Origin of the sequence: Janthinobacterium lividum (assembly GCF_034424625.1) — a bacterium.
GTDB classification, from domain to species: Bacteria; Pseudomonadota; Gammaproteobacteria; order Burkholderiales; family Burkholderiaceae_D; genus Janthinobacterium; species Janthinobacterium lividum.
In genome coordinates this window covers 4,805,127-4,831,652 of the sequence record NZ_CP139976.1, presented here as the reverse complement: position 1 = coordinate 4,831,652, position 26,526 = coordinate 4,805,127, and the positions used below count along the sequence as shown (strand labels likewise).

Sequence of the window (26,526 nt, the reverse complement as noted above, 5' to 3'; positions counted from 1 at the left end):
TGATGGATTGATGGATATCAATCAAGCGCGTACCTTCCTGGAAGTGGCGTCCTGCGGCAGTTTCATCATGGCCGCTGAACGCATGCACGTGACGCAGACGGCCGTCAGCGCCCGCATCCGCTCGCTGGAGCAGCAACTGGGGCGCCAGCTGTTCGTGCGCAACAAGGCGGGCGCGCGCCTGACGTCGGCCGGCGAGCGCTTCATGCGCCATGCGGCCACCATGGTGCAGGTGTGGGAGCGGGCGCGCCACCAGGTGGCCTTGCCGCCCGGGCGCGACGACGCCGTCAGCATCGGCTGCGAGCTGAGCCTGTGGCAGCCGCTGCTCGGCGACTGGCTGATACGCATGAGCCGCGACTGTCCCCAGATCGCCTTGCGAGCCGAGGTTGACAGCCCCGCGCGCCTGCTCGACGCCGTGCATGACGGCTCGCTGGACCTGGCCGTGCTGTACAACCCGCCGCAGCGCCCGGGCCTGGCCAGCGAATTGCTGGCCGAGGAAAAGCTGGTGATGGTGACCACGCGCGCCGACGGGCAGATGCATGTCGACACGTATGTGTATGTGGACTGGGGCCCCAGCTTCGCGGCCAATCACCAGGCGGCGTATCCTGAGCTGAGCAGTCCGCCCGTCTCGATCTCGCTGGGGCCGCTGGCCCTCGTGTATCTGCTCGACGTGGGCGGCGCCAGTTACTTCCGCATCGGCTCGGCCCAGCCCTACCTCGATGCGGGGCTCTTGCACCGCGTGCGCGACGCGCCCGAATTCTCGCATTCTGCCTACGCCGTGTATGCGGCCCAGCGCGACAACCCGACCCTGGATCGCGCCCGCGCCTGCCTGCTGGGGGTGGCGGAAAGGGGCAAATAGGTGCGACAGACGTAAAAAAGCCGACCCGAGGGTCGGCTTTTATTTTCGTGCGTTAGCGCTTAGTCGCGGCTGCCGCCAGCGAAGCCCAGCAAAGAGAGCAGGCTGGTGAAGATGTTGTACACGTCCAGGTAGATGCGCAGGGTGGCCGAGATGTAGTTGGTCTCGCCGCCGTTGATGATTTGCTGCACGTCATACAGGATGTAGGCCGAGAAGATGGCGATGGCGACCATGGAGATCACGATCGACAGTGCCGACAGGCCCAGGAAAATGTTCGCTACCGATGCCAGGATCAGCACGATCACGCCGGCGAACAGCCATTTGCCCATGGCCGAGAAGTCGCGCTTCGAGACCGTGGCGATCGTCGCCATCACGGCCAGGATGGTGGCCGTGCCGCCGAATGCCGTCATGATCAGCATGCCGCCATTCGAGTAGCCGAGCGTGCGCGTCAGGATAGGCGTGAGCATCAGGCCCATGAAGAAGGTAAAGCCGAGCAGGACGGCGACGCCGAGGCCCGAGTTCTTGGTCTTCTCAATCGCGTACATGAAGCCGAAAGCGACGGCCATGAAGATGATGAAACCCATGCCGCCGGTCAGCATCGGCAAATGCATTTGCACGCCGATGAAGGCGCCCAGCACGGTCGGGATCATGGACAGCGCCAGCAGCCAGTAAGTGTTGCGCAAGACCTGATGGCGGACTTGCTGCATGCCCCCCGACAGGTCAAAGGTGCGTTGCATGTTCTGATTCATAGTGCCTCCGTGTTGTCAATTCAAATTACTGCTTTACCCAAGGATAGCATGAGGGCCGGAATTTGCCAAAAAAGCAGCTTAAGATTTCATTAAACGGGGGCAGGGCGGCAAGATGCCCCCTGCCTGTCTGGGTGATATGGGGTGGAGTATGGTAAAATCAAAGGTTGATTGAGTTATCAATTTACCGTTTTAAACCTTACTTTTTATTGGAGTTTTCACACATGGCAATCGAACGCACCCTGTCGATCATCAAACCAGACGCAGTTGCAAAAAACGTAATCGGTCAAATCTACTCCCGTTTTGAAAACGCTGGCCTGAAAATCGTTGCAGCACGCATGACCCAACTGTCGCGCGAACAAGCTGAAGGCTTCTACGCAGCGCACAAAGAACGCGGCTTCTTCAAGGATCTGGTCGACTTCATGGTTTCCGGTCCAGTCATGATCCAAGCCCTGGAAGGCGAAAACGCCGTTCTGGCCCACCGTGACCTGATGGGCGCGACCGATCCGAAGAAAGCAGAAAAAGGCACGATCCGCGCCGATTTCGCCGATTCGATCGACGCTAACGCCGTACACGGTTCCGACGCTGTCGAAGCTGCTAAAGTGGAAATCGCTTACTTCTTCCCAGAACTGAAGGCTTAATTGCCTTAGATAACGTTATTTCCTGGCGTTATCTGTGAAATAACTTATCACCCCCTGTTCCCGCTGCGCTGTGGAGTTTTCGCTCCGGATGCGCGCGGGGACGGATTTTTAGAATAGACAAGATCATGAATACGACGACCCTCACCAACTTGCTGGACCTCGATCCCGCGCAACTCATCGCCTACTGCGCCGAGTTGGGAGAGAAACCGTTTCGTGCGAAACAATTGCAACGTTGGATACATCAGTTCGGCGCTTCCGATTTCGACGCCATGACGGACCTGGCCAAGTCGCTGCGCGACAAGCTGGCCACGCGCGCCGAAGTGCGCGCCCCGGCCATCATCAGCGACCACACGTCGACGGATGGCACGCGCAAGTGGCTGGTCGACGTGGGCAATGGCAATGCCGTGGAAACCGTGTTCATTCCGGAAGAAAACCGCGGCACCCTGTGCATCTCGACCCAGGCCGGCTGCGCCGTGAACTGCCGTTTCTGCTCGACGGGCAAGCAAGGCTTCAACCGCAACCTGTCCGTGGGCGAAATCATCGGCCAGCTGTGGATGGCGGAATTCGAATTGCGCCGCACCAAGGGCATCGAACCGGGCCCGAAAGGCGAGCGCCAGATCACCAACGTGGTGATGATGGGCATGGGCGAGCCCCTGCTGAACTTTGAGCCGACCGTCACTGCCCTGAAATTGATGCTTGACGACAACGCCTACGGCCTGTCGCGCCGCCGCGTGACCCTGTCGACGTCGGGCGTGGTGCCGATGATGGACAAGCTGTCGCAGGAAGTGCCGGTGGCCCTGGCCGTCTCGCTGCACGCCTCGAACGACGCCTTGCGCGACGGGCTGATTCCACTGAACAAGAAATACCCGCTGAAGGAATTGATGGCGGCCTGCAAGCGCTACCTGGAATTTGCCCCGCGCGACTTCATCACCTTCGAGTACTGCATGCTGGACGGCGTCAACGACAGCGACGAGCATGCGCGCGAACTGCTGGCGCTGGTGCAAGACCGCGAGTTCGGCGTGAACTGCAAGTTCAACCTGATCCCGTTCAATCCTTTCCCCGAGTCGGGCCTGTTCCGCTCGAAAAACCCGCGCATCAAGGCGTTTGCCCAGGTGCTCATGGATGGCGGCATCATCACCACCGTGCGCAAGACGCGCGGCGACGATATCGATGCGGCCTGCGGCCAGCTGGCCGGCGAAGTCAAGGACCGCACCCGGGTGCAGGAGCGCATGGAAAAGATGACTGAGTATCAACAAAAATTTGGCGCCAATTTCGGCAAGATCGTGGAGATCCGCTCCTGATGCGGGGAAGCATGGCTTATCCTGGCGTACTTGCCGTGGCTGTTGTCAGCCTGGGCGTGCTGCTGGCCGGCTGTGCTTCCACCGCAGACAAGGAGCAGGCTGCATCTGTCGAGCAGCGCGCCGCCTTGCGCTTGCAGTTGGCCAGCGCCTATTATATGCAAGACCAGTTTGTGGTGGCGTTGGCGGAAGCGGAGCAGGCGGTGCAGCTGGTGCCGGGCAACGCCCAGGTGCGCGGCATGCGCGCCCTGATTTTTGCTGCTATGCGCCAACCCGTGGCTGCTGAAAAAGATTTTCTTTACGCATTGCGCCTTGCGCCCCACAATCCCGAGTTGAGCAATAATTATGGCCTGTTTCTGTGCCAGACCGGGCGCGCGGCGCAGTCGTTGGCGTATTTTGATGCCGCATTGCAAGATGTCGCCTATGGCACGCCTGAACTGGCGCTGCATAATGCGGCGGCGTGCAGCCTGGTCATGAAAGATTACCCGCGCGCCGCCGGCTACTGGCTCAAGGCGGAGCGCATCGCACCTGGCGCGGCAATTACCTATGCCGGCCTGGTGCGCGTGTATTACCAACAGCAAGACTACCGGCAAGCGGCTCATTACCTTGAGCGGCTCGGTAAAGTAGCGACAATGGAGGGCCAGACGGCCGATGTGCTGTGGCTCGGGATCAAGGTGCAGCATAAGCTCGGGGATGCGGGTGCGGAAGCTGGCCTGGGGGCGCTGTTGCGCAACCACCATTCCGGCTCCCCCGAATATGCTGCTTATCAAAATGGGGCGTTTGATGAGTGAGACAGGGATACCAATGAATTCAGAGTGGGCAGAAACGCCTCAGCAGCAGCCCCAGGGCAATCTTGCGTTGGCAGGCGCACAGTTGAAAGCGCAGCGCGAAGCGCTGGGCTGGCCGGTGGAGCAGGTGGCCGACCAGCTCAAGCTGGCGCCGCGCCAGGTGATCGCGCTGGAAGAGGGCGACATGGCGGCTTTGCCGAATCTGGCCGTGGTGCGCGGTTTCGTGCGCGCCTACGCCAAGGTGGTGCGTCTCGACGCGGCGCCGCTGGTGGCCATGATCGAAGTCCATCCGGCGCCGGCGCAGCAGGACCCGGCCGCGCCCGTGCGGCGTGAAATTTCCGCCACGTTTTCCGAATCGCGCTTCCCGTCGATGACGCAGCGCTCGTCGAACCAGACTCCCCTCTGGATCGCCGGCGCCGTGGCTGTCGTCGTGGCGGCCGCCTTTGGCGCGTATAAACTCGGTTATGTGCCGGCCAGCCTGCTGTCCTCGCAGGCCGGGAAAGAAACGGCGCATGCGGAAGTGGGCCCCGTGGAAACGACCCTGATCAAGCCGGGCCAGGACTTGACGCCCGTGCAGTCGCCGTCCGTGCCCCTGATTTCCGTGCCGCCGCCAGGCAACGATACGCAGACGGGCGCACCGGCCGCCGTCGCTTCGGCGCCGGCCGCTGCCGTAGTGCCGCCAGCCGCCGCGACCGCTCCAGCGGCGACGCCTGCCGTCACGCCGCCCGCGGCTGCAGCTGCCGTGGGCGCGAATGCGCTGGTGCTGAAGGTCGAGCAGGATTCCTGGGTGGAAATCCGCCGCCCCGGCAGCACGCCGCTGATTTCGCGCATGGTCAAGGCGGGCAGCACGGAAACGTTCGATATCACGGGCCCGGCCACCCTGGTGGTCGGTAAGCCTGGTGTCGTGCAGGCAACCTTGCGCGGCGCCAAGCTGGATCTGCCGACCGTTGCCGGCGGCACGATTTCCCGTGTCAGCATCAAATAATTGCAGTAACCGTTCAAGCAAACTCAGAAGATAATATTATGGCTACCTCGAAAACAGCGATCGGCTCCGGTCCATCCGGCCGTCGCGACAGCCGCAAGGTGCTGATCGCGCACGGCCAGCGCCAGATCTGGGTGGGCGGCGACGCCCCCGTGGTGGTGCAGTCGATGACGAACACGGATACGGCCGACGCCATCGGCACGGCGATCCAGATCAAGGAACTGGCGCGTGCCGGTTCGGAGCTGGTGCGCCTGACGGTGGACCGTCCGGAAGCGGCCGCGGCCGTGCCCTACATCCGCGAGCAGCTCGACAAGATGGACATCGACGTGCCGCTGGTGGGCGATTTTCACTATAACGGCCATACCCTGCTCAACGATTACCCCGATTGCGCGCGCGCGCTGTCGAAGTACCGCATCAACCCGGGCAACGTGGGCAAGGGCGCCAAGCGCGATACGCAATTCGCGCAAATGATCGAGGCGGCTTGCCGCTACGACAAGCCGGTGCGCATCGGCGTGAACTGGGGCAGCCTGGACCAGGCCTTGCTGGCGCGCATCATGGATGAAAACGCGGGCCGCGCCGAACCGTGGCCGGCGCAAGCCGTCATGTATGAAGCGCTGGTGACGTCGGCGATTGAAAACGCCGTGCGCGCCGAGGAACTGGGTCTGGCGCGCGACAAGATCATTCTGTCGTGCAAGGTTTCGGGCGTGCAGGACCTGATCGCCGTGTACCGCGAACTGGCGCAGCGCTGCGACTATCCGCTGCACCTGGGCTTGACGGAAGCGGGCATGGGCAGCAAGGGCATCGTGGCGTCCACCGCGGCCCTGGCCGTGCTGCTGCAGGAAGGCATCGGCGACACCATCCGCATTTCGCTCACGCCCGAACCGGGCGGCGACCGCACGCGCGAAGTCATCGTCGGCCAGGAAATCCTGCAAACCATGGGCTTGCGCAAGTTCGCGCCCATGGTCATCGCTTGCCCAGGCTGCGGCCGCACGACGTCGACCACCTTCCAGGAGCTGGCCGACAACATCCAGACGTATCTGCGCGAGCAGATGCCGGAGTGGAAGAAATCGTATCCGGGCGTGGAAGCGATGAACGTGGCCGTCATGGGCTGCATCGTCAACGGCCCCGGCGAGTCGAAGCATGCGAACATCGGCATCAGCCTGCCCGGCACGGGCGAGTCGCCTGCCGCGCCCGTGTTTGTCGACGGCGAAAAAGTCGTCACCCTGCGCGGCGAACGCATCGTCGAGGAATTCCAGGACATCGTCTTGAATTATGTTAAAAGCCATTATGGCAAGACCGCGCCGGTTGCCGCGTAATCGGTCGGGTAGGTCGGATTAGCGCTACGCGCGTCATCCGACAATCAAGTTAAAGCAAAGAAGAACACTATGTCCGAAAATAAAAAAGCAGAAAAAATTACAGGCGTGAAGGGCATGAACGATGTCCTGCCAGCCGATGCCCCGCTGTGGGAATTGTTTGAAAACACGGCGCAATCCGTGCTGCAAAGCTATGGCTTCCAGCAAATCCGCACGCCGATCGTGGAAGAAACGAAATTGTTCGCGCGCGCCATCGGCGCCGTGACCGATATCGTGGAAAAGGAAATGTATTCGTTCACCGATTCGATGAACGGCGACAACCTGACCCTGCGTCCTGAAGGCACGGCCGGCGTGGTGCGCGCCGTGGTCGAGCACAACCTCGTCTACGAAGGCCCGAAACGCCTGTGGTACAAGGGCCAGATGTTCCGCCACGAGCGCCCGCAAAAAGGCCGCTACCGCCAGTTCCATCAGTTCGGCGTGGAAGCCATCGGCTTCACGGGCCCGGATATCGACGCCGAGATCATCATGCTGTCGCGCCGCCTGTGGGATGACCTGGGCCTGGAAGGCATCCGCCTGGAACTGAACTCGATCGGCGACGCGGCCGAGCGCCTGCGCCACCGCGCCGACCTGATCGCCTACCTGGAAAGCCACAGCGAGCTGCTCGACGAAGAAGCCAAGCGCCGCCTGCACAGCAATCCGCTGCGCATCCTCGACACCAAGAACCCTGCGATGCAGGACCTGGTCAATGGCGCGCCGAAGCTGCTGGACTACCTGGGCGAGGAATCGTTGGCCCACTTCCACGGCGTGCAGAAGATATTGAACCACAACAATATCCCGTTCACCATCAATCCACGCCTGGTGCGCGGCCTCGATTACTACAACCGCACGGTGTTCGAGTGGGTCAGCGACAAGCTGGGCGCGCAAGGCACGGTCTGCGCCGGTGGCCGCTATGACGGCATGGTGGAAATGTTCGGCGGTAAATCGACGCCCGCCGTCGGTTTCGGCATGGGCGTCGAACGCCTGGTATTGCTGATGAAAGATGCGGCCGAGCCCGAGCAGCCAGCCCAGTGCGACGTCTACCTGGTGCACCAGGGCGAGCAGGCAGGCTTGCAAGCCTTCGTGCTGGCCGAGCGGATTCGCGATGCGGGCCTGGACGTTGTGCTACATTGCGCAGCGAGCAACGGCGGCGGCAGCTTCAAGACGCAAATGAAAAAGGCCGACGCCAGCGGCGCGGCGTTTGCCGTGATCATGGGCGACGATGAAATCGCCAATAACGTTGCTACGGTGAAAGCCATGCGCGAAGCCGATGCCGGCGCGCAGCAGAACACGGTGCCGTTCGACGATGTCGTCGACTACGTGGTGGACCAGATCATCGGCGACCACGATTGCGGCCATGACCACGGTCCTGGCGGCCACGTGCATCACCACCATTGATTTGCTGCAAGACCGTACTACCCTCGATCAACTACTCATTAAAACTGACGACCCATGGCATACGATCACGAAGAACAAGAACAACTGGCAACCCTCAAGGCCTGGTGGCAGCGCAATGGCAATCTGACCTCCTGGGTCCTGATCGTGGCGCTGGCAGGCTACAGCGGCTGGGCTGGCTGGCAGTACTACCAGCGCACGCAGGCTGCGCAAGCGGGCCAACTGTACGACGAACTGCAAAACGCCATCGCCGCCAAGGACACCGCCAAGGTGATGCGCGCGGCTGGCGACATGCAATCGCGTTTCAGCGGCACGGCGTATGCGCAGATGAGCGCCCTGGCCGCGGCCAAGGTGGCGTTTGACGCGAATGACCTGAAAACGGCCAAGACCCAGCTGCAATGGGTTGCCGAGCACGGCACGGAAGAGTACAAGGCGATCGCCAAGCTGCGCCTGGCCGGCGTCCTGCTGGATGAAAAAGCCTACGATGAAGCGCTGAAAGTACTGGCGACGGCTTCCGTGGCGCAATTTGCCGGCGCCGTGGCCGACCGCAAGGGCGACATCCTGGTGGCGCAAAACAAGCTGGCCGAGGCACGCACGGCTTACCTGGCCGCACTGGCCGCGACGGACAAGAACAACCCAGGCCGTCAATTGATCCAGGTCAAGCTGGAAGCGATTGGCGGTACGGTACCGGAAGACAAGGCCAAGGCTGACAAGGCTGCCGCCTGACAGGAACACTGACGGCGTGGCCGGGCGGCGTTGTGCGCCGCCTGCCTCGCCCTTACAAGTACAAGAAAAAGGTTGGATAACACTTATGCGTGTCACTGAAAAGCTGGTAGCTGCAAGTCTGTTGGCCCTGATGGCCGGTTGCTCGTCCTGGAACCCGTTCGCCTCGAAAGATCCGAAAGTCGAACCGGCCAAGCTGGTCGAGTTAAAATCGAGCATCGCCGTGCGCGACGCCTGGAAGTATTCGATCGGCAAGGCCGGCGTCTACGCCTTCACGCCTGCGCTGGCCGGCAACAGCCTGTACGTGGTCAGCGCCGATGGCGCGCTGGCGCGCCTGGACGCGGCCAGCGGCCGTGAGACGTGGCGCGTCAAGGCCGGCAGCGACATCACGTCCAGCGCCGGCAGCGATGGCACGCTGGTGGCCGTGGGCGCTGCCAAGGGCGCCGTGCTGGCGTTCGATGCCGACGGCAAGCAGCTGTGGAAGGCGCAGGCGTCCAGCGAAGTCTTGACGGCGCCCGTCGTAGGGCAGGGCGTGGTGGTGGTGCGCAGCGTGGACAACCGCATCGTCGGTTTCGACGCCAAGACGGGCGAACGCAAGTGGACGGTGCAGCGCGCCACGCCGGCCTTGACCTTGCGCAATGCGCCGGGCATGGTGCTGGGCGGCGCGAACATCTACGTGGCCCAGCCAGGCGGCAAGCTGCTGGCTCTGACGGCGGCCACCGGTGTGGTACGCTGGGAGATCGTCGTCAGCGAACCGCGCGGCGCCACCGAACTGGAGCGCGTTTCCGATATCGCCGGCGCACCGGTGGTATTCGAAGGCGAAGTGTGCGCCGTCACGTACCAGGGCAAGGCGGGCTGCTTCGATGCCGCCACGGGCGTGCCGCGCTGGACCAAGCCGATCTCGTCCGATGTGGGCGTGGCCGTCGACCAGCGTTTCGTGTTTGTTGCCGATGCCCAGGGCGCCGTCGTGGCGTTCAGCCGCGAAGGCGGCCAGAGCGCCTGGAAGAATGAGGCGCTGGCGCGCCGCCGCCTGTCGACGCCGGCCTCCTACGGCCGCAGCGTTGCCGTCGGTGACTATCAAGGTTACATCCACTTCCTGTCACGGGAAGATGGCGCATTAATAGGTCGTGTCAGCACCGACGGTAGCCCGATTGTTTCGGCTCCCGTTGTTGCCGGTTCGAATTTGATTTTTCAAACCCAATCAGGGACAGTGACCGCTCTCGCGGTCGAGTAATACAATGAAGCCGGTAATTGCACTAGTAGGTCGACCCAATGTTGGGAAATCGACTTTATTCAATCGTCTGACCCGCTCGCGCGATGCGCTGGTGGCGGATTTGCCTGGGTTGACGCGCGATCGTCACTATGGCGAAGGCCGTGTCGGCGAACGTCCCTTCCTGGTCATCGATACGGGTGGTTTCGAACCCGTCGCCAAGGAAGGCATCATGCACCAGATGGCACTGCAGACCAAGCAGGCCGTGGCCGAGGCCGACGTGGTGGTGTTCATCGTGGACGGCCGTCAGGGCCTGACCCCGCATGACAAGACCATCGTTGACTTCCTGCGCAAGAGCGGCCGCCCGGTCTTGCTGGTGGTTAACAAAAGCGAAGGCATGCGCTACACGGCCGTCGTGTCCGAATTCTATGAATTGGGCATGGGCGATCCGTATGCGATCTCGTCGGCGCACGGCGACGGCGTCAACGACCTCGTCGAAGTGATGCTGGACCTGGCGTTCGCGCAGCGTCCGGATGAGCCTGAAGAGCTGGAAAAGACCGACCGTGGCATCAAGATCGCCCTCGTCGGCCGTCCGAACGTGGGCAAGTCGACGCTGATTAACACGCTGCTGGGCGAAGAGCGCGTGATCGCCTTCGACATGCCGGGCACGACGCGCGATTCGATCGAAATCCCGTTCGAGCGCGATGGCCAGCAATACACCTTGATCGACACGGCCGGTATCCGCCGCCGTGGCAAGGTGTTTGAAGCGATCGAGAAATTCTCGGTGGTGAAAACGCTGCAGTCGATTTCCGAAGCCAACGTGGTCGTGCTGATGCTCGACGCGCAGCAGGATATCTCGGAACAGGACGCGCATATCGCCGGCTTTATCTTGGAATCGGGCCGCGCGCTGGTGGTGGCCGTGAATAAATGGGATGGCTTGCAATCGCACGAGCGCGATGAAATCAAGATCGATATCGACCGCAAGCTCGATTTCCTGTCGTTCGCGCAGATGCATTTCATTTCGGCGCTGAAGGGCACCAATATCGGTCCGCTGATGAAGTCGCTCAACGCCGCGTATGCGGCCGCCATGTGCGACCTGTCGACACCGAAGCTGACGCGTGCCCTGATCGAGGCCGTGGAGAAGCAGGAGCCGCGCCGCAAGGGATCGATTCGTCCGAAGTTGCGCTACGCGCACCAGGGCGGCATGAACCCGCCTGTGATCGTTATTCACGGCAATGCGCTCGACGCCGTTGGCGATCCTTACAAACGCTATCTGGAAAAACATTTCCGCGATACGTTTGCGTTGGTCGGCACGCCGCTGCGCATCGAACTGCGCACGGGTAAAAACCCGTTTGCACGCACGCCAAGCAAGTAATGATTTAAATGCTGAATTAAGTGCATATTAAGGCGCCGCAGAGATAATGCGGCGCCAACAGCCAATTCAATGGCTTTTGCACGAGAATAATAAAGTGTTAATGCGCCATGCGCGACAGCGATCGCGAAAACAGGTTACAGTAGCTATGACGCATCTTTCTTTCTTTGAAAGGTGTGAGAGCACTTGAAATCAAGCGAGTCGCCTCCAATTCTTACACAACAACATAAACAACGGAGCTGTTATGAGCAACAAAGGGCAACTGTTACAAGACCCATTCCTCAATGCATTACGCAAAGAGCATGTTCCTGTCTCGATCTACCTGGTCAATGGCATTAAATTGCAGGGCCATATCGAATCGTTCGATCAATATGTCGTATTGCTGCGCAATACGGTGACACAGATGGTGTACAAGCATGCCATCTCGACAGTGGTGCCGGCCCGTGCCGTCAATCTCAATATTGAATCTGAAGCGGAGTAAAGCGTTGAGCTTGACGGCCCAGCGCCTTTCACCCTCTATCGCCCCCGTCCGCGCCAGCGGCGCTGATGCGTTTGCATCGGCGTCGGCGTCCGCCGCAACTCATCAGATGCCATCATGCGCGCGGCACTAGTCGGGGTTGACTTCGGTCACAGCGACTTCGCCGCCAGCATGGAGGAACTCATGCTGTTGTCGCGTTCGGCTGGCGCGGACCCGATTTCCACCATCACGGCCAAGCGATCCAGCCCCGATTCCGCGTATTTCGTCGGCAGCGGCAAGGCCGATGAAATTGGCGACGTCGTCGTCAACGATGGCCTGGAAATCGTCATTTTCAATCATGCCCTCTCACCTGCCCAGCAGCGCAATCTGGAAAAGCGCCTGAATGTGCGCGTGCTCGACCGTACCAGCCTGATCCTCGACATCTTCGCGCAACGCGCCAAGAGCCACGAGGGCAAGCTGCAAGTCGAGCTGGCCCAGCTGCAGCATCTGGCCACGCGCCTGATCCGCGGCTGGACCCACCTTGAGCGGCAGAAGGGCGGTATCGGCTTGCGCGGTCCCGGCGAGACGCAGCTCGAGACCGACCGCCGGCTGATCGGCGACCGCGTCAAGGCCTTGCGCGCCCGTCTGGAAAAGCTGCACAAGCAGCGCGAAACGCAGCGCCGCGCGCGCGGCCGCAATCACACATTCTCGGTGTCCCTGGTCGGCTATACCAATGCCGGCAAGTCGACCCTGTTCAATGCCGTGACCAAGGCCGGCGTGTATGTCGCCGACCAGTTGTTCGCCACCCTCGACACCACCTCGCGCCGGGTTTACCTGGGCCAGGAAGTGGGTAACGTGGTGATCTCCGACACGGTCGGCTTCGTGCGCGAATTGCCGCACCAGCTGGTGGCCGCATTCCGCGCCACGCTTGAAGAAACCATCCATGCCGATTTGCTGCTGCATGTCGTCGACGCCGCGTCCCCGGTGCGCATGGAGCAGATCGAGCAGGTCAACCTGGTCTTGAAAGAGATCGGCGCCGATCATATTCCGCAAATCCTCGTGTGGAACAAGATCGATGCGGCCGGGCTGGAGCCTTCGGTGGAGCGCGACGAATATGCTACGATCAGTCGCGTGTTCGTCAGTGCGCAGAAGGGCAGCGGGCTCGACCTGCTGCGCGATGCGATAGTCGAGATGGCCAGGAAGGCGCCCGGTTCGGCCCACCTGTACCAGAACGATGAAGCACCGCAGGAAGATCAGTTTGACGGTCAGTACGACCAGCACGATGGCGCCGCCCCGGACCAGGACGAAGAGCCTGGCGAGGACGATAGGATTTCCACCCACTCCCAAGTCGGAACACGATAGTTATGCTTGTCTCCCTACTCAAAAAAACAGGCTTGAAGTTGTCCCTGAACGATCCCCGCTGGGGCAATCGCAAGGACGACGGCAAGAAAGCCCAAGAAGGCAAAAAGCCCGGCGAAGGTCCGCCGGACCTCGATCAGTTGTGGCGCGATTTCAATCAGCGCCTGAACGCCTTTTTCGGACAGAAGAACCGTCCCGACAACGGCGGCAATAACAACGGTGGCGGCGGTGGCCCGCGTCCCGACATGAAGGGCGCCGGCATCACCGCCGGCGTGGTCGGCGTGATCGCCGTCTTCATCTGGCTCGCCAGCGGCGCCTTCATCGTGCAAGAGGGCCAGAACGGCGTCGTGCTCACGTTCGGCAAGTACAGCCACACCACGCCGGCCGGTTTCAACTGGCGCTGGCCGTACCCGTTCCAGACCGACGAAACCGTCAACGTGTCGCAGGTGCGCACGGTGGAAGTGGGTTACCGCCAGTCGCTGCGCAACAAGCAGGCCAGCGAGTCGCTAATGCTGACGGACGATGAAAACATCATCGACATCCAGTTCGCGGTGCAATACACCCTGAAAGATCCCGTGGCGTGGCTGTTCAACACGCGCGACCAGGAAGACACCCTGCGCCAGGTCGCCGAAACGGCGATCCGCGAAGTCGTCGGCCGCAGCAAGATGGACTTCGTGCTGTACGAGGGCCGCGAAAAGGTGGCTTACGATACGCAGCAGCTGATGCAGCAGATTCTCGACCGCTACAAGGTCGGCGCCGTCATCACCAACGTGACGATGCAGGCCGTGCAGCCGCCGGAGCAGGTGCAAGCCGCCTTCGACGATGCCGTCAAGGCAGGCCAGGACCGCGAGCGCCAGAAGAATGAAGGCCAGGCTTACGCCAACGACGTCATTCCAAAAGCCCGCGGCGCCGCATTCCGCCTGATGGAGGAAGCGGCCGCGTACAGCGCGATGGTGACCGAGAACGCCGCCGGTAATGCTTCGCGCTTCAAGCAGGTGCTGGTCGAGTACCAGAAGGCGCCGGTTGTCACGCGCGACCGCATGTACCTCGAAACGATGCAGCAAGTGTTCAGCAGTGCCAGCAAGGTCATGGTTGACGCGAAGACGGGCAGCAATCTGCTGTACCTGCCGCTCGACAAGCTGATCGCCCAGACGGCTGCCACCGATGCCGCCGCTGCCGCCGCCCGTGCTGCCGCGACACCCGCAGCCAACACCGTTTTGCCACAGGAAGCCATGCCGACAGTAGAAGTCAATACGCGCCGCGACAGCCGCTCTTCGCGTGAACGGGAGAGCCGCTAATGAACCGTATCGTAGCCGCCCTGATCGCGGGCTTTATCGCGATCATGCTCTTGTCCTCGACCGTGTTCGTGGTCGACCAGCGTAAGTATGCGGTCGTCTTCGCCCTCGGTGAAGTCAAGGAAGTCATCAGCACGCCGGGCCTGTATTTCAAGCTGCCGCCGCCGTTCCAGAACGTGCTGTACCTGGACAAGCGCATCCTGACCCTGGATACGCCGGAACCGGAACGCTTCATCACGGCCGAAAAGAAGAACATCCTCGTCGACGCGTATGTGAAGTGGCGCATCGCCGACCCGCGGCTGTATTTCCGCAGCTTTGGCGGCGATGAAAAGCCGGCCCGCAACCGCATGTCGCAAATCGTCAAGGCAGCGCTGAACGATGAAATCACCAAGCGCACCGTGCGCGAAGTGATCTCGGGCCAGCGCGGCAAGGTGATGGAAGCGATCCTGGCGAAGGTCTCGGCGGAAGCCAAGGCCATCGGCGTGGAAATCGTCGACGTGCGCCTGAAGCGCGTCGACTACGTCGAGCAGATCAACAACTCCGTGTACGAGCGCATGAAGTCCGAGCGCGTGCGCGTGGCCAATGAGCTGCGTTCGACCGGTTCGGCCGACTCCGAGAAAATCCGCGCCGACGCCGACAAGCAGCGCACGGTGATCCTGGCCGAAGCGTATCGCGAAGCCGAGAAGATCCGCGGCGAGGGCGATGCCAAGGCATCGCAGATCTATGCGGAAGCGTTTGGCAGGAATCCGGAGTTCTACAAGTTTTACCGTAGCCTGGAAGCCTACCGCGCCACGTTCAAGGACAAGGGCGACGTGATGGTGGTCGATCCGAGTTCGGAATTCTTCAAGTACTTCAAGGGCGGCGGCGCAGCCGGCTCGGCCAAGAAGTAAGGCAGCATCGAGACTGCGCCCGGCCGCAAGGACGGGTGCGGCAGCAGCGGGGCCGGCGTGAATGCCGGCCCCGTTTTTTTGTGTCCGCCATGTTGTTGCGGGAAGGCGTAAAATGCGGTGTTTTTAGGGCTGTGCGGCGGCGTTTCGGACAACTTATCCCTAAAGGCCCGTGTTTTCGCGTAAAATATCAGGTTCGGCCTCTTGCCTGGCGCGCCTGCCGCTGCCTCGCATGATGCATTTTTTCAACTTTCTTCCGTATCTCGCTCCCTCATGCCGAATTGGCTTTTGCCCGAAAATATTGCCGATGTTCTGCCGTCGGAAGCGCGCAAGATCGAAGAGCTGCGCCGCCTCATGCTGGATAATTTCCGTCTGTACGGATATGAACTGGTGATGCCGCCGCTGCTCGAGTATCTGGAATCGCTGATGACTGGCGCTGGCAAGGATACCGACCTGCGCACGTTCAAACTGGTCGACCAGCTGTCGGGCCGCATGCTCGGCCTGCGCGCCGACATGACGACGCAAGTGGCGCGCATCGACGCGCACCTGCTCAACCGTGCCACCGTCACCCGCCTGTGCTACGCCGGCAGCGTGCTGCATACCCGTCCGTCGGGCCTGCACGCCACCCGCGAGCCGCTGCAGATCGGCGCCGAAATCTATGGCCACGCCGGCCTGGAAGCGGATGCCGAGATCCAGGAACTGGCGCTCGCTTCGCTGGCACTGGCCGGATTCGACGCGGTACGCCTGGATTTGTCGCACGTCGGCCTGTTGCGCGCTATCATTGCGCAAGACGCCAATGCCGAGCGCGACGAAGCTGCGCTGTACACCCTGCTGCGCGCGAAAGATGCGCCGGGCCTGCGCGCCCTCACGGCCGGCTATGACGCCGTGACGCGCGATGCGCTGCTGGCCTTGCCGAACCTGTATGGCGACATCGACGTGCTGGCGCGTGCGCGCGAAGTGCTGCCGCCGCTGCCGGGCGTGCTCAAGGCGCTGGCCGAACTGGCCGCGCTGGCAGGATCCGCGCTGGGCCGCGCCGAAGTGGCGATCGACCTGGCCGACCTGCGCGGCTACCAATATGAAAGTGGCGCGATGTTTGCGCTGTATGTACCTGGCTTGCCGAACGCGGTTGCGCGCGGCGGCCGTTATGACCACGTCGGCGAAGCGTTCGGCCGGGCTCGTCCCGCGACCGGCTTCTCGCTCGATTTGCGCGAACTGGCGCGCCTGTTGCCGACCGCGGAACGGAAGCATTCGATCCGCGCGCCGTGGGGCAGCGCGCCAGAATTGAAGGAAAAAATCGCCGAGTTGCGCAAGGCGGGCGAGGTCGTGATCCAGAGTATGCCGGGTCACAGTAATGAACAAGACGAGTTCGAGTGCGATCGCGTGCTGGTACTTGCCGATAATGGTAGTAGCTGGATTCTTAAAAACTTAGGTTGAGTGATGTCAAAGAAAATTATGGCAAAGAACGTTGTTGTCATCGGCACCCAATGGGGCGATGAAGGTAAAGGCAAGATCGTCGATTGGTTGACCGATCACGCCCAGGGTGTGGTGCGCTTCCAGGGCGGCCACAATGCAGGCCACACGCTGGTCATCGGCGGCGTGAAAACCGCGCTGCAGCTGATCCCGTCGGGCATCATGCGTCCAGGCGTCGCCTGCTACATCGGTAACGGCGTGGTCGTTTCCGTGCCGGACGTGCTGCGCGAAATCGACAAGCTGGAAGCCGTCGGCGTCGAAGTCGCCTCGCGCCTGAAAGTGTCGGACGCCGCACCGGTGATCCTGCCTTACCACTCGGCACTCGACCTGGCGCGTGAAGCTGCGCGCGGCGCGGCCAAGATCGGCACCACGGGCAAGGGCATCGGCCCGGCCTACGAAGACAAGGTGGCGCGCCGCGCCATCCGCGTCGCCGACCTGCTGAACGAGAGCCGTTTCGCTGAAAAACTGGCGGAAAACCTCGATTACCACAACTTCGTGCTGGAGCACTACCTGAAAGCTCCACGCATCGATTACCAGAAGACCCTCGACGACGCGCTGGCCTATGTGCCGCGCCTGCGCCCGATGGTCACCGACGTGTCGAGCGCGCTGTACAAGGCGCACAAGGCCGGCGCGAACCTGCTGTTCGAAGGCGCACAGGGTTCCCTGCTCGACGTCGATCACGGCACCTATCCGTTCGTCACCTCGTCGAACTGCGTGGCTGGCAATGCCGCCGCCGGTTCGGGCGTCGGTCCTGGCATGCTGCACTACATCCTGGGCATCACCAAGGCTTACACGACGCGTGTCGGCTCCGGCCCGTTCCCGTCGGAACTGCCAACGGATGCGGGCGTCGGCCACCACCTGGCGCAAGTCGGCCATGAATTCGGCACCGTGACGGGCCGTGCCCGCCGCTGCGGCTGGTTCGACGCCGCCTTGCTGCGCCGCTCCGTGCAGATCAACGGCGTGACGGGCATGTGCCTGACCAAGCTGGACGTACTGGATGGTATCGAAACGCTGAAACTGTGCACCGGCTATACCATCGACGGCGTGGCTACGGACATCTTCCCATCGGGCGCCGAAGAAGCCGCCCGTTGCGTACCTGTGTACGAAGAGATGCCAGGCTGGACGGAAAGCACGGTCGGCGCGAAATCGCTGGCGGCCCTGCCGGCAACGGCGCGCGCTTATATCAAGCGCATCGAAGAACTGGTCGGCGTGCCGGTGGACATGGTTTCGACCGGTCCGGATCGTGAAGAAACGATCGTGCTGCGCCACCCATTCGAGTAAGCTGCTGGACACAATCCGCCGCAAGGCGGATTTTTTTAATCACGCTAATAATAAGATTCCACTATCATGACTACCCCACAATCGAACGATCAACATCTCTGGGTCAACTGGGAAGAATACCACCGCCTGATCGAGCGCCTGGCGCTCAAGGTCTACGAATCGGGCTGGAAATTCGACCAGGTATTGTGCCTGGCGCGCGGCGGCGTGCGTCCCGGCGACGTGTTCTCGCGCATTTTTGATTTGCCGTTGGCCATCCTGTCGACCAGCTCCTACCGCGAAGACGCGGGCACGGTGCGCGGCGATCTCGATATCGCCAAGTACATGACGATGACCAAGGGCCCGCTGGCTGGCCGCATCCTGCTGGTCGACGACCTGGCCGATTCGGGCGTCACCCTGGACAAGGTCACGCGTCACCTGAAGGAAAACTTCCCTGACGTGACCGAAGTCAAATCGGCCGTGATCTGGCTGAAAGGCTGCTCCGTCGTGCGTCCCGACTACTTCCTCGATGAACTGCCGCACAATCCGTGGATCCACCAGCCGTTCGAAGACTACGACGGCCTGCGTCCGCACCAGCTGGCGGCGTGGATCAAGAAGGGCGAAGCAGGCAAGTAATCGCGTGTGCGCTTGCAAAAAAAAGACGATCGTGTATCGTCTTTTTTTTCGTCCAAGGAAATGCCATGACCATACTGACGACGGCGCGCCTGCGCCTTGAACCGATCACCGAGCAGCACTACGAGCGCATGCGCACCCTCAACACGGATCCCGAGGTGATGACCTATCTGAATGCGGGCCAGCCCGAGACGGAAGAAAATACGCGCGCGGCCGTCACGCGCATCACGGGCCGCTGGGCCGAGTGGGGCTATTCGTGGTGGGCGCTGATACGCCTCGATGATGGCGAGATGGTGGGCATGGCTTGCCTGCAGCATCTCGATGGCGACAAGACTAAACCGCATGAAATCGGCTGGCGCCTGGCGCGTACAGGCTGGGGCCAGGGCTATGCCAGCGAGGCGGCTGCCGCCATCATCGCACATGCCTTCGATGTCGTCGGCGCGCCCGCAGTGGTGGCCGTGGCCCATCCGGACAATGCCGCCTCGATCAAGGTCATGACGCGCCTGGGCATGCAATACGTGGGCATGGGGCGCCATTACGACCTCGATTGCGTCGTGTACCGCCTGGCACGCCCGTGACGGCGACGCGCAAGCCCTTGAAGCTGGGCTGTAGCTACGGCGTGCAGTTTTCACCCGATGGCACGCGCCTGGCCGTGCTGGGGCGCGACCTGGTGCTGTGGGACGTGGCGGCACGACAGAAACTGTGGCGCGGCAAATTCATCGCGCACATGTCGGGCATGGCCTTCTCGCCCGACGGCAGCCGGCTGGCCATCAAGAGCACGACGGGCCAGATTGCCGTGGTGGATGCCGATGCGGGACAATTGCTGTTCAATTTCCAGAACAAGAAGGATGGCGAAGGCTGCGGCCCCGCGTGGTCGCCGTGCGGCAGGTATCTGGTCGATGGCGCCTGGGATGGCCGCCTGCGGGTGCGCGACGCGCAGACGGGCGAGGCGCTCTTCACGCAGGCGCACCCGGGCGAGATGCTGCGCGGCATGTGGGCTATCGATGGCGGTCGGCGTTTGCTGCTCCTGCATGGCGTCAAATCGGTGGAGGAAGGGCAAGTGCAGCCGCCCGACTATGGCAGCGTGTGGGACTGGCCGCTGCAGGCGGGCGCCGGCCGCGTGGTGCTGTCGCTGCCGAAGCTGGCGTCGTGCGCGCCGTCGCCCGATGGCGAGCATCTGGCAGTGCTGCATTACGTTGACGGCCAAGAGTCTCTGTCCGTGCATGCGCTGGACGATGGCCGCCGGCTGGCCACGGTGGCCGTGGAGGCGGGCGGCGGCACGGGCGGCGCCTTGCGCTGGCTGCCCGACGGCAGCGCGCTGGGACGCATCGGCAAGGGCAAGCTGCTGTTCTACGCCTGGCCGGGACTCGGCGTGCTTGCCGAACACGCCGTTGCCTATCCCTGCGCGCTGGACTTCTTGCCTGGCACGCCACTGGCCGCCATCGGTTCCTGGGAAGCTGGCATGCTGATGGATCTGAACCTTCACAAGGAAACCGCATGATCACCTGTTACCTGCGTTACATCATCGACCCGTATAAATTGCGGGAATTCGAAGCCTACGGCAAGCTGTGGATACCGCTGGTCGAACGTTTCGGCGGCCAGCACCACGGCTACTTTTTACCCTCCGAAGGCGCCAGCAACGTGGCGCTGGCCATGTTCTCGTTCCCCAGCCTGGCTTTGTACGAGCAGTACCGCAGCGACTCGATGCAGGACGCCGAATGCCAGGCCGCCTTCCGCTACGCCGAGGAGACGCGCTGCATCGTCAGCTACGAGCGCAGTTTTTTCCGCCCCGTGTTTGGCTGAACAAGGTCAGTCGCGCTGCGGTGCGCCCAGGGGGAAGAGGTGGCGGTATGGGCGCGCCTCTTCCACCGCGCGGGCGAACGATGGGCGGGCCAGCAGGCGCGCGCGGTAGGCGCGCAGCAGGGGCAGCGTTGCGGGAATCGGCTGGGTCCAATCCGCATAGAACAGCGCGGGGGCGGCGGCGCAGTCGGCCAGGCTGAAGTGGTCGCCGGCTGCCCACGTTCTGCCGGCCAGGTGCTTTTCCAGCCAGGCGTAGGCGAGGTCCAGCTTTTCGCCGGCAAATGCACGGCCTTCCCTTGTCTTCACCGGGTCGCCGGTCAGGGCGGCGCCGACGGCATGCTGCACGGGTGTCATGATGTGCAGGTCGAAATAGCGGTCGAGAAAACGCACGTCCAGCGCCTGCATCGGATCGTCCGGCAGCAGGCGCAGCGGGCCGGGATGGGCCAGTTGCAGGTATTCGATGATGATGCTGGTCTCGGCGACGTTGCGCTCGCCGTCCACCAGCAGCGGAAACTTGCGCAGCGGCCAGCGTTCCAGCCATTGCTGCAGGTGCTGCGGCATGTCCGGCGCCAGGCAGCGGAAGGAGAACGGGATGGCGTTCTCGTACAGCGCGATGAGCACCTTCTGCGTGTACGAGGAAAAGGGGTGGCCGTAGAGTATCAGCGACACGGTGGGAACTCCTGTCATTGTGAAAGGTTGGCAACACGCGCGTGTGCCAACGATAGTGCAATGACAGGATCAATGCAAGCGGTCCGCGCCGTTCCCGCTTGCCTCCGTGGCGCGCCCGCCTAGCCGAGGTTCGCCAGGTAGCGCAATCCCGTGATGCTGGGGAAAAAGCAATACACGCCGCCACGCGTGATGACGCTGCGCGAGAAATGCTGCAGTTCGGTATTGCCGCTTCCCTTCGCGCCCACGCCGGGCAAGGTGAAGGAACTGACGGTCGGGTCGTTGATGCCCAGGAATACGTCCTGGCCGCTGATGTTGAACGTGGCATCGCCCGCCTTGGGACCGGCCGGGCCGACGGCCGATTTGACGAAGGCATCGTCATTGTTCCATTGCTTCATCAGGAATTCGAACTGATTGCGCAAGCTGGCATTGATGAAATAGCCGACCAGGCCGCGCTGCTCTGCGATGGGCGCTGCCGGATCATATTCGCTGCCGTAGGGCATGGCGCGCCGCACGATGCGGTGGTGGCGAGAGGGGGCACCCACGACGGCTTCGTCGCGCGGATTGTTGCGCCGGATGTGCGCGCCGATCGGGCATTTCAGGCCCAGCGTGTCATCGAGTTCCGGCTGCCCATCGACATAGTGAAAGCGGTTCAGGCTGGCGTCCGGCAGCACCGGCCCGGCCTCGTCCGGCCTGAGCACGAGCGGATTGCCGTTGCGCCAGCGCCCGCACATCTTGGCGGCCACCATTTCTGTCGTGAGTCCGGAACTGGCCGCGCCCTGGCTCAGGATGCTGTCGAACAGGGGCACGTCCTGCTCCAGGATGCGGAAGGCGGCATAACTGCCATTGGTGGATAGCTGCGGCGGCTGCACCTGGTAGGTGCCGCCGTTTTCATTCGGATAGCCGAGCAGGAATTCCCCCGTCTTCACGCTGTTGAGCGGGTCAGGGGCGTGTTCGCGCTTGCGCTGCGGGGCGCCATCGACGTCGGGCTGGGCGATGCTGTCGCGGTAGCCGAAATGCACGCGGTTGTCTGGCAGGGCCACGCCGTCGTGCGCATACAGTTCGCGCCAGCCCGCAGCAAAGGCGCGGCGTAGTGTGGCCGAGGTCGCCTGTAGCACTTCCGTCGATTCGCTGACCCACAGGCTCAGCAGCGCATGCACCTGGCCATGCTGGGTAGCCGGCCCCAGGTTGCCGAGCCAGTGTTCGGGGGCGCTGTCGCCCACGTCGCCCACGGCAGTGACGCTGGCCGGATCGGCCGCGCCCCGTTGAAATGCCTGGTCAAAGGTGGTCAGGTCGGTCGCTGCAACGCCCAGCGCCGACAGGCCGGGAGCGGTAAAGCTGAGGTTCAGGAAGCAGGGGGGCTTGGGGTGGATGTGCCGCGCGGTGGTAATGGACGGCAAGCCGTCGCTGCCGTCGAGCAGGGCCGCGATGGTGCGCCGTGCCTGCGCCGCATCCGTGATGCTGAAGATGAAATGGCGCGCCAGGTTGACGCGGTAGCCGCGCAGGATCGTGCCTTGCACGTCGTCGTAATCGATGGTGGAATCGGCCATGCTGTCTCCGGGGGCTGGGGTGGTGGCTGGCAGGGTGGTGGGGCCGCTTGCGCAGCCCCGGCGTGGCTTTCGGCTCAGGTTCGGAATGCGGCGATGATTTTCTGGACGGTCTGCGGATAGGCGCTGTACAGGCCGTTATTGGGCACGTGCTGCGCGGCGTCGTTGGCCGTGATGAAGGCTTCAAATGCGGCCACATGGTTGGCAACAGGAATCAGCGCCTTGCCGCCCACGACAAATTGCAGCAGCGCGTCGAACACCTCGCCCAGTTGGCCCACGAAATCTTCGATGTAGTCGTTGAAGTTGCCGTCATACTCGGTGATCACGCCGATGATCAGGCTATCGGAAGTACCCGCCGATTGAATGTTGGGCAGCAGATTGGGCTGGGAGCGGTCCAGCAGGGTGAAGCGGGCAAAGTGCACGGTACCGATCTCGGTGAGGGCGGCATTGATCTTCGCCTGGAATTCCACCAATGTTGCGGCGATGGCGGTCGGATTGGTGCCGGGTAGCGCCGGCATCATTAAGCACAGTGGATTTGCCATGGGAGGCTCCTCATTACGTGGTTGTCGGGAGGACCGACACTACGCCGCGGCGCCCACTGCGTCAAAAGCTATATTTTCGCATTTGTTGCTAAATGCGCACTATTGCAACATGATAGTCGATATGAAATCCGGTCTCATGTGGATAGTTGCCGAGGCTGGCCAGCACCGGCGGACACTCTGTCGCCAGGCTGTTCCGGCCTGTTTCTGGAAGCGCAAGTGGCGCCGCCGGCAAGCCGGATTCCATCGCCATTATTTTTGCAGGATGGGACGCTGACGCTCCCGATTGCCACGCCTCAATCCTCGGCCTGGAATTCGCTGGCCGAGACGAACAGATCCCACGAGGCGATGAACAGGGCCGCCACCACGGGGCCGATGACGAAGCCGTTCAGGCCAAACAGGGCCATGCCGCCCACGGTCGACAGCAGCACCACGTAGTCGGGCATCTTGGTGTCCTTGCCGACCAGGATGGGGCGCAGCACGTTGTCGACCAGGCCGATGACGAAGACGCCGAAGGCGGCCAGGCCTGCGCCTTGCCAGATGGCGCCCGTGGCCAGGAAGTAGACGGCCACGGGCGCCCAGACGAGGGCGGCGCCGACGGCCGGCAGCAGCGACAGGAAGGCCATCAGCACGGCCCACAGCAGGGGCGCGGGCACGTCCAGGAACCAGAACGCCAGGCCGCCGAGGGCGCCCTGGGCGATCGCCACGAGGATGTTGCCTTTCACCGTGGCGCGGATCACCGTGGTGAAATTGGTGAACAGGCGCTGCTTGTATTTTCGGCTCAGCGGCACGGCGCCCTTGATACGGGCTGACAGGGAGGAGCCATCGCGCATGAGGAAAAACAGCAGGTATAGCATGATGCACAGGCTGGTGAGGAATTCAAACGTGTACAGCCCCACATTGATGGCTTTCACGGCCACCACCTGGCTCACCTGCGTGGCGCCCTCGGCCAGCTTGTCCTGCAGGCTGGCCAGGCTGGTCAGGTTGAAGCGGTCGAGCAAATTGATCAGCCATTGCGGCAGCACGGCCATGATTTTATTGAAGAACATGGCGACCGTGATTTCACCCGAACGTACCATTTCCACGACGCTGGCCGCCTGATTCACCAGCGACACGGAAATGAGCGACAGCGGCAGGATCACGATGACGATGATCAGCAGCAAGGTCAGCAGCGACGCCAGGCCTGCGCGGCCCTTCGTTTTCAGCAGCAGCCAGCGGTACACGGGCGCGAACAGGATCGCCAGGACGACGCCCCAGAAGATGGCGCCCGCATACGGCGCCAGTATCCAGCCGAAGCCGATGGTGACGATGCTCAGGAGGAGCAAGAACACTTTCTGGTGCAGCGTGAGAGTATGCATGGGCGGTAGCGTAATGATAAGGGTTGAGTTGTCCCATCATAAGCGAGGCGTGGTACGGCGCGCCATACAATTGTGCCTTGGTCGTCTGTGCGCGAGCGCGCCTGGCGCCGGCGGGATGGCAACACGGTAGCGGCAATTCCAGTAAGCTGTCGCTCCAGGCGTTCCATCCCGGGCGCCTTTGACTTGGACTTCAGGAACGCGCGTGGCCGACAACATTCACTTTTATGAACCTGCACAGGGCCACGGCCTGCCGCATGATCCCTTCAACGCCATCGTGGGGCCGCGGCCCATCGGCTGGATCGCTTCGCGCAGCGGCGAGGGCGTGCTCAACCTGGCGCCGTACAGCTTTTTCAATGCCTTCAATTACCACCCGCCGCTGATCGGTTTTTCCAGCATCGGCCGCAAGGATACCTTGCGCAATATCGAGCAGACGGGCGAATTCGTGTGGAACCTGGCAACCCGTCCGCTGGCCGAGGCGATGAATGCCAGCTGCGCGCCGGCGCCGCCCGAGGTCGATGAATTCGCGCTGGCCGGCCTGACGCCGGCCGCCTCGCGCCTCGTGAATGTACCGCGCGTGGCCGAAAGCCCTGTGTCCTTTGAATGCCGGCGCACGCAGATCATCGAGCTGCAGGGCGTCAATGGCGCTGGTGTCGGCAGCTGGCTGGTGCTGGGGGAAGTGGTGGGCGTACATATCGCGCGCCACCTGCTGACCGATGGCGTGTACGACACCGCGGCAGCGGCGCCGATATTGCGCGGCGGCGGTCCGGCCGATTATTTCGAGATTGGACCGGACAGCTTGTTCCACATGCGCCGGCCCAGCTATCCCTGAGCCAGGATTTATTTCTGCATGATGGGATCGCGTCCCAGGGTGCGGGCCAGCGCGCCGCCGTCGCCGCGCCAGAATTCGCGGTCGGCCAGACGCACGCGTTCGGCCGCATGCTGCATGTGTTCCATGGCCGCCTGGCGCGCCCGCTGCGGGTCGCCGTCGGCAATCGCCTGCACGATCTTTTCATGTTCGCGCCGCACTTCGATGGAAAAGTCCGTGCGCCGCGCTTCATTCGCGCGCGTCACCTTGACGGCCGAGCGGATCGGGTCGGCGAACATGGCAACAAACTTCGGCCAGTAAGGGTTGCCCGTCGCCTCGGCGATGCACAGGTGCAGGCGCACGTCTTCTTCCACGCCATCGACGCCGGCCGCCACGGCTTCCTCGATGCGCCGCAGCGCGTGCTCGATGTCGGCCAGCTGGCCCGGCGTGCGCCGCACGGCTGCCAGCGCGGCGATTTCCGCTTCCAGTCCCTGGCGCACTTCGATCAGGTTCAGCAGCGATTGCACCGATTGCTCCGTCAGCGCATCGCCCCGTTCCCCGGCCTTCGCGCCATCCTGCGCGCACACGAACGTGCCGCTGCCCTTGCGCGTGACGAGGATGCCGTCCGCCTGCAGCAGGGCGATGGCTTCGCGCAGCACCGTGCGGCTGACGCCAAAGTGGCTGGCCATGGCTTGCTCCGACGGCAACGCGTGCCGCCGGCCAGGCCATCGTGGTGGAGCTGCTGGCGCAGCCGTGCCGCCACGCGCGCACCCAGGGTGCCGGTCGTGAAGCTGCCCGCGGCGGGCTCCGGCGCGGGAAGGGTGAAGCTGAACGTGCGGTCCATCGGGTGCATCCTTGCGCTAACGGTTTTCAAATGGGGCTTGCCTGCTTGCCATTATATGGAATATACAGCTTGACACACATAAAACACACACATAATATACATCCATACAAATTTTAGACAAGTTGCCAGCCACCACCGGTGGACCATAAAAACCCGGCACGGTCGATCCCCCAGTGATCAGGAGACAAGCATGGAAGTGTCACAGGCAATGCCGGGCCAGCCAGCCGGCCGGCGCGGCCGCAAGCCAGAAAA

27 protein-coding genes are annotated in these 26,526 nt (G+C 62.6%); 21 read left to right on the top strand and 6 right to left on the bottom strand.

What is annotated here, in order from left to right; all coding sequences use genetic code 11:
- Positions 1-10 precede the first annotated feature (10 nt).
- A complete protein-coding gene (locus U0004_RS21945) occupies positions 11-856 on the top strand; it encodes a LysR family transcriptional regulator (protein WP_070254069.1) in 846 nt (281 codons plus the stop codon).
- Positions 857-915: 59 nt separating this feature from the next.
- On the opposite strand, the gene U0004_RS21940 is transcribed toward U0004_RS21945, so the two are convergent.
- Positions 916-1,602: a Bax inhibitor-1/YccA family protein gene (locus U0004_RS21940; protein WP_034752039.1), complete on the bottom strand. Its 687-nt coding sequence runs from the start codon at positions 1,600-1,602 to the stop codon at positions 916-918.
- Between the two features lie 221 nt (positions 1,603-1,823).
- Between U0004_RS21940 and ndk the strand changes: the two genes are divergently transcribed.
- The 19 genes from ndk (at position 1,824) to U0004_RS21845 (ending at position 20,518) form a co-directional block, all read left to right on the top strand.
- The gene (ndk, locus tag U0004_RS21935) at positions 1,824-2,240 is read left to right on the top strand and encodes a nucleoside-diphosphate kinase (RefSeq protein WP_034752036.1); all 417 of its coding nucleotides are present in this window, start codon (positions 1,824-1,826) and stop codon (positions 2,238-2,240) included.
- Between the two features lie 125 nt (positions 2,241-2,365).
- The gene (gene rlmN / locus U0004_RS21930; protein WP_034752035.1) at positions 2,366-3,541 is read left to right on the top strand and encodes a dual-specificity RNA methyltransferase RlmN; all 1,176 of its coding nucleotides are present in this window, start codon (positions 2,366-2,368) and stop codon (positions 3,539-3,541) included.
- A gap of 11 nt (positions 3,542-3,552) precedes the next feature.
- Entirely contained in the window at positions 3,553-4,329 is a 777-nt protein-coding gene (gene pilW, locus U0004_RS21925) for a type IV pilus biogenesis/stability protein PilW (RefSeq protein WP_231958013.1), read from the top strand.
- Positions 4,330-4,411: 82 nt separating this feature from the next.
- Entirely contained in the window at positions 4,412-5,311 is a 900-nt protein-coding gene (locus U0004_RS21920) for a helix-turn-helix domain-containing protein (protein ID WP_327076244.1), read from the top strand.
- Positions 5,312-5,349: 38 nt separating this feature from the next.
- Positions 5,350-6,624, top strand: a complete 1,275-nt coding sequence (ispG, locus tag U0004_RS21915) for a flavodoxin-dependent (E)-4-hydroxy-3-methylbut-2-enyl-diphosphate synthase (RefSeq protein WP_034789045.1) — start codon at positions 5,350-5,352, stop codon at positions 6,622-6,624.
- Between the two features lie 69 nt (positions 6,625-6,693).
- Positions 6,694-8,055 carry a histidine--tRNA ligase gene (gene hisS / locus U0004_RS21910; protein WP_034789042.1) on the top strand — a complete coding sequence of 454 codons (1,362 nt, stop codon included), beginning with the start codon at positions 6,694-6,696 and terminating at the stop codon, positions 8,053-8,055.
- 54 nt (positions 8,056-8,109) lie between these two features.
- Positions 8,110-8,778 carry a YfgM family protein gene (locus tag U0004_RS21905; protein WP_070254064.1) on the top strand — a complete coding sequence of 223 codons (669 nt, stop codon included), beginning with the start codon at positions 8,110-8,112 and terminating at the stop codon, positions 8,776-8,778.
- An 85-nt stretch (positions 8,779-8,863) separates the two neighbouring features.
- On the top strand, positions 8,864-10,009 hold the full coding sequence (bamB, locus tag U0004_RS21900; RefSeq protein WP_070254062.1) for an outer membrane protein assembly factor BamB: 1,146 nt from the start codon (positions 8,864-8,866) through the stop codon (positions 10,007-10,009).
- 4 nt (positions 10,010-10,013) lie between these two features.
- On the top strand, positions 10,014-11,360 hold the full coding sequence (der, locus tag U0004_RS21895) for a ribosome biogenesis GTPase Der (protein ID WP_034752028.1): 1,347 nt from the start codon (positions 10,014-10,016) through the stop codon (positions 11,358-11,360).
- A 241-nt stretch (positions 11,361-11,601) separates the two neighbouring features.
- Positions 11,602-11,838, top strand: coding sequence for an RNA chaperone Hfq (hfq, locus tag U0004_RS21890; protein ID WP_008450615.1), 237 nt, complete (start codon positions 11,602-11,604; stop codon positions 11,836-11,838).
- Between the two features lie 114 nt (positions 11,839-11,952).
- A complete protein-coding gene (gene hflX, locus U0004_RS21885) occupies positions 11,953-13,176 on the top strand; it encodes a GTPase HflX (RefSeq protein ID WP_034752026.1) in 1,224 nt (407 codons plus the stop codon).
- 2 nt (positions 13,177-13,178) lie between these two features.
- Positions 13,179-14,471 (top strand): FtsH protease activity modulator HflK, encoded by a 1,293-nt coding sequence (gene hflK / locus U0004_RS21880; RefSeq protein WP_070254060.1) that lies wholly within the window; start codon positions 13,179-13,181, stop codon positions 14,469-14,471.
- A complete protein-coding gene (gene hflC, locus U0004_RS21875) occupies positions 14,471-15,358 on the top strand; it encodes a protease modulator HflC (RefSeq protein WP_034789029.1) in 888 nt (295 codons plus the stop codon). Before hflK ends, hflC begins: the two co-directional genes overlap by 1 nt.
- 270 nt (positions 15,359-15,628) lie before the next feature.
- The gene (locus tag U0004_RS21870) at positions 15,629-16,789 is read left to right on the top strand and encodes an ATP phosphoribosyltransferase regulatory subunit (RefSeq protein WP_070254058.1); all 1,161 of its coding nucleotides are present in this window, start codon (positions 15,629-15,631) and stop codon (positions 16,787-16,789) included.
- A gap of 3 nt (positions 16,790-16,792) precedes the next feature.
- Positions 16,793-18,106, top strand: a complete 1,314-nt coding sequence (locus U0004_RS21865) for an adenylosuccinate synthase (RefSeq protein WP_034789024.1) — start codon at positions 16,793-16,795, stop codon at positions 18,104-18,106.
- A gap of 66 nt (positions 18,107-18,172) precedes the next feature.
- Positions 18,173-18,718 (top strand): phosphoribosyltransferase, encoded by a 546-nt coding sequence (locus tag U0004_RS21860; protein WP_034752020.1) that lies wholly within the window; start codon positions 18,173-18,175, stop codon positions 18,716-18,718.
- 65 nt (positions 18,719-18,783) lie between these two features.
- Positions 18,784-19,293, top strand: a complete 510-nt coding sequence (locus tag U0004_RS21855) for a GNAT family N-acetyltransferase (RefSeq protein ID WP_070254055.1) — start codon at positions 18,784-18,786, stop codon at positions 19,291-19,293.
- Complete coding sequence (locus U0004_RS21850) at positions 19,263-20,216, top strand: WD40 repeat domain-containing protein (RefSeq protein WP_167468687.1); 954 nt, start codon at positions 19,263-19,265, stop codon at positions 20,214-20,216. The genes U0004_RS21855 and U0004_RS21850 overlap by 31 nt, the downstream gene beginning before the upstream one ends.
- A complete protein-coding gene (locus U0004_RS21845; protein WP_034789018.1) occupies positions 20,213-20,518 on the top strand; it encodes an NIPSNAP family protein in 306 nt (101 codons plus the stop codon). Before U0004_RS21850 ends, U0004_RS21845 begins: the two co-directional genes overlap by 4 nt.
- Positions 20,519-20,524: 6 nt before the next feature.
- Here the strand turns inward: U0004_RS21845 and U0004_RS21840 are convergent, their stop codons facing one another.
- The 4 genes from U0004_RS21840 to U0004_RS21825 all read right to left on the bottom strand — a co-directional run bounded on the left by U0004_RS21840 (position 20,525) and on the right by U0004_RS21825 (position 24,625).
- A complete protein-coding gene (locus U0004_RS21840; protein WP_070254052.1) occupies positions 20,525-21,184 on the bottom strand; it encodes a glutathione S-transferase family protein in 660 nt (219 codons plus the stop codon).
- A gap of 119 nt (positions 21,185-21,303) precedes the next feature.
- Positions 21,304-22,731, bottom strand: coding sequence for a Dyp-type peroxidase (locus U0004_RS21835; RefSeq protein ID WP_070254051.1), 1,428 nt, complete (start codon positions 22,729-22,731; stop codon positions 21,304-21,306).
- Positions 22,732-22,805: 74 nt separating this feature from the next.
- Positions 22,806-23,270 carry a hypothetical protein gene (locus tag U0004_RS21830; protein ID WP_139144070.1) on the bottom strand — a complete coding sequence of 155 codons (465 nt, stop codon included), beginning with the start codon at positions 23,268-23,270 and terminating at the stop codon, positions 22,806-22,808.
- A gap of 293 nt (positions 23,271-23,563) precedes the next feature.
- Entirely contained in the window at positions 23,564-24,625 is a 1,062-nt protein-coding gene (locus U0004_RS21825; RefSeq protein WP_070254049.1) for an AI-2E family transporter, read from the bottom strand.
- Between the two features lie 202 nt (positions 24,626-24,827).
- Between U0004_RS21825 and U0004_RS21820 the strand changes: the two genes are divergently transcribed.
- Positions 24,828-25,454 (top strand): flavin reductase family protein, encoded by a 627-nt coding sequence (locus U0004_RS21820; RefSeq protein ID WP_034789007.1) that lies wholly within the window; start codon positions 24,828-24,830, stop codon positions 25,452-25,454.
- Positions 25,455-25,462: 8 nt separating this feature from the next.
- On the opposite strand, the gene U0004_RS21815 is transcribed toward U0004_RS21820, so the two are convergent.
- Entirely contained in the window at positions 25,463-26,119 is a 657-nt protein-coding gene (locus U0004_RS21815) for a FadR/GntR family transcriptional regulator (RefSeq protein ID WP_254676035.1), read from the bottom strand.
- Positions 26,120-26,526 lie beyond the last annotated feature (407 nt).

Bases quoted from the DNA above. Each gene is read 5' to 3' on its own strand.
- U0004_RS21945 (WP_070254069.1), top strand. From the start codon at position 11: ATGGATATCAATCAAGCGCGTACCTTCCTGGAAGTGGCGTCCTGCGGC.
- U0004_RS21940 (WP_034752039.1), bottom strand. From the start codon at position 1,602: ATGAATCAGAACATGCAACGCACCTTTGACCTGTCGGGGGGCATGCAG.
- ndk (WP_034752036.1), top strand. From the start codon at position 1,824: ATGGCAATCGAACGCACCCTGTCGATCATCAAACCAGACGCAGTTGCA.
- rlmN (WP_034752035.1), top strand. From the start codon at position 2,366: ATGAATACGACGACCCTCACCAACTTGCTGGACCTCGATCCCGCGCAA.
- pilW (WP_231958013.1), top strand. From the start codon at position 3,553: ATGGCTTATCCTGGCGTACTTGCCGTGGCTGTTGTCAGCCTGGGCGTG.
- ispG (WP_034789045.1), top strand. From the start codon at position 5,350: ATGGCTACCTCGAAAACAGCGATCGGCTCCGGTCCATCCGGCCGTCGC.
- hisS (WP_034789042.1), top strand. From the start codon at position 6,694: ATGTCCGAAAATAAAAAAGCAGAAAAAATTACAGGCGTGAAGGGCATG.
- U0004_RS21905 (WP_070254064.1), top strand. From the start codon at position 8,110: ATGGCATACGATCACGAAGAACAAGAACAACTGGCAACCCTCAAGGCC.
- bamB (WP_070254062.1), top strand. From the start codon at position 8,864: ATGCGTGTCACTGAAAAGCTGGTAGCTGCAAGTCTGTTGGCCCTGATG.
- der (WP_034752028.1), top strand. From the start codon at position 10,014: ATGAAGCCGGTAATTGCACTAGTAGGTCGACCCAATGTTGGGAAATCG.
- hfq (WP_008450615.1), top strand. From the start codon at position 11,602: ATGAGCAACAAAGGGCAACTGTTACAAGACCCATTCCTCAATGCATTA.
- hflX (WP_034752026.1), top strand. From the start codon at position 11,953: ATGCGCGCGGCACTAGTCGGGGTTGACTTCGGTCACAGCGACTTCGCC.
- hflK (WP_070254060.1), top strand. From the start codon at position 13,179: ATGCTTGTCTCCCTACTCAAAAAAACAGGCTTGAAGTTGTCCCTGAAC.
- hflC (WP_034789029.1), top strand. From the start codon at position 14,471: ATGAACCGTATCGTAGCCGCCCTGATCGCGGGCTTTATCGCGATCATG.
- U0004_RS21870 (WP_070254058.1), top strand. From the start codon at position 15,629: ATGCCGAATTGGCTTTTGCCCGAAAATATTGCCGATGTTCTGCCGTCG.
- U0004_RS21865 (WP_034789024.1), top strand. From the start codon at position 16,793: ATGTCAAAGAAAATTATGGCAAAGAACGTTGTTGTCATCGGCACCCAA.
- U0004_RS21860 (WP_034752020.1), top strand. From the start codon at position 18,173: ATGACTACCCCACAATCGAACGATCAACATCTCTGGGTCAACTGGGAA.
- U0004_RS21855 (WP_070254055.1), top strand. From the start codon at position 18,784: ATGACCATACTGACGACGGCGCGCCTGCGCCTTGAACCGATCACCGAG.
- U0004_RS21845 (WP_034789018.1), top strand. From the start codon at position 20,213: ATGATCACCTGTTACCTGCGTTACATCATCGACCCGTATAAATTGCGG.
- U0004_RS21835 (WP_070254051.1), bottom strand. From the start codon at position 22,731: ATGGCCGATTCCACCATCGATTACGACGACGTGCAAGGCACGATCCTG.
- U0004_RS21830 (WP_139144070.1), bottom strand. From the start codon at position 23,270: ATGGCAAATCCACTGTGCTTAATGATGCCGGCGCTACCCGGCACCAAT.
- U0004_RS21825 (WP_070254049.1), bottom strand. From the start codon at position 24,625: ATGCATACTCTCACGCTGCACCAGAAAGTGTTCTTGCTCCTCCTGAGC.
- U0004_RS21815 (WP_254676035.1), bottom strand. From the start codon at position 26,119: ATGGCCAGCCACTTTGGCGTCAGCCGCACGGTGCTGCGCGAAGCCATC.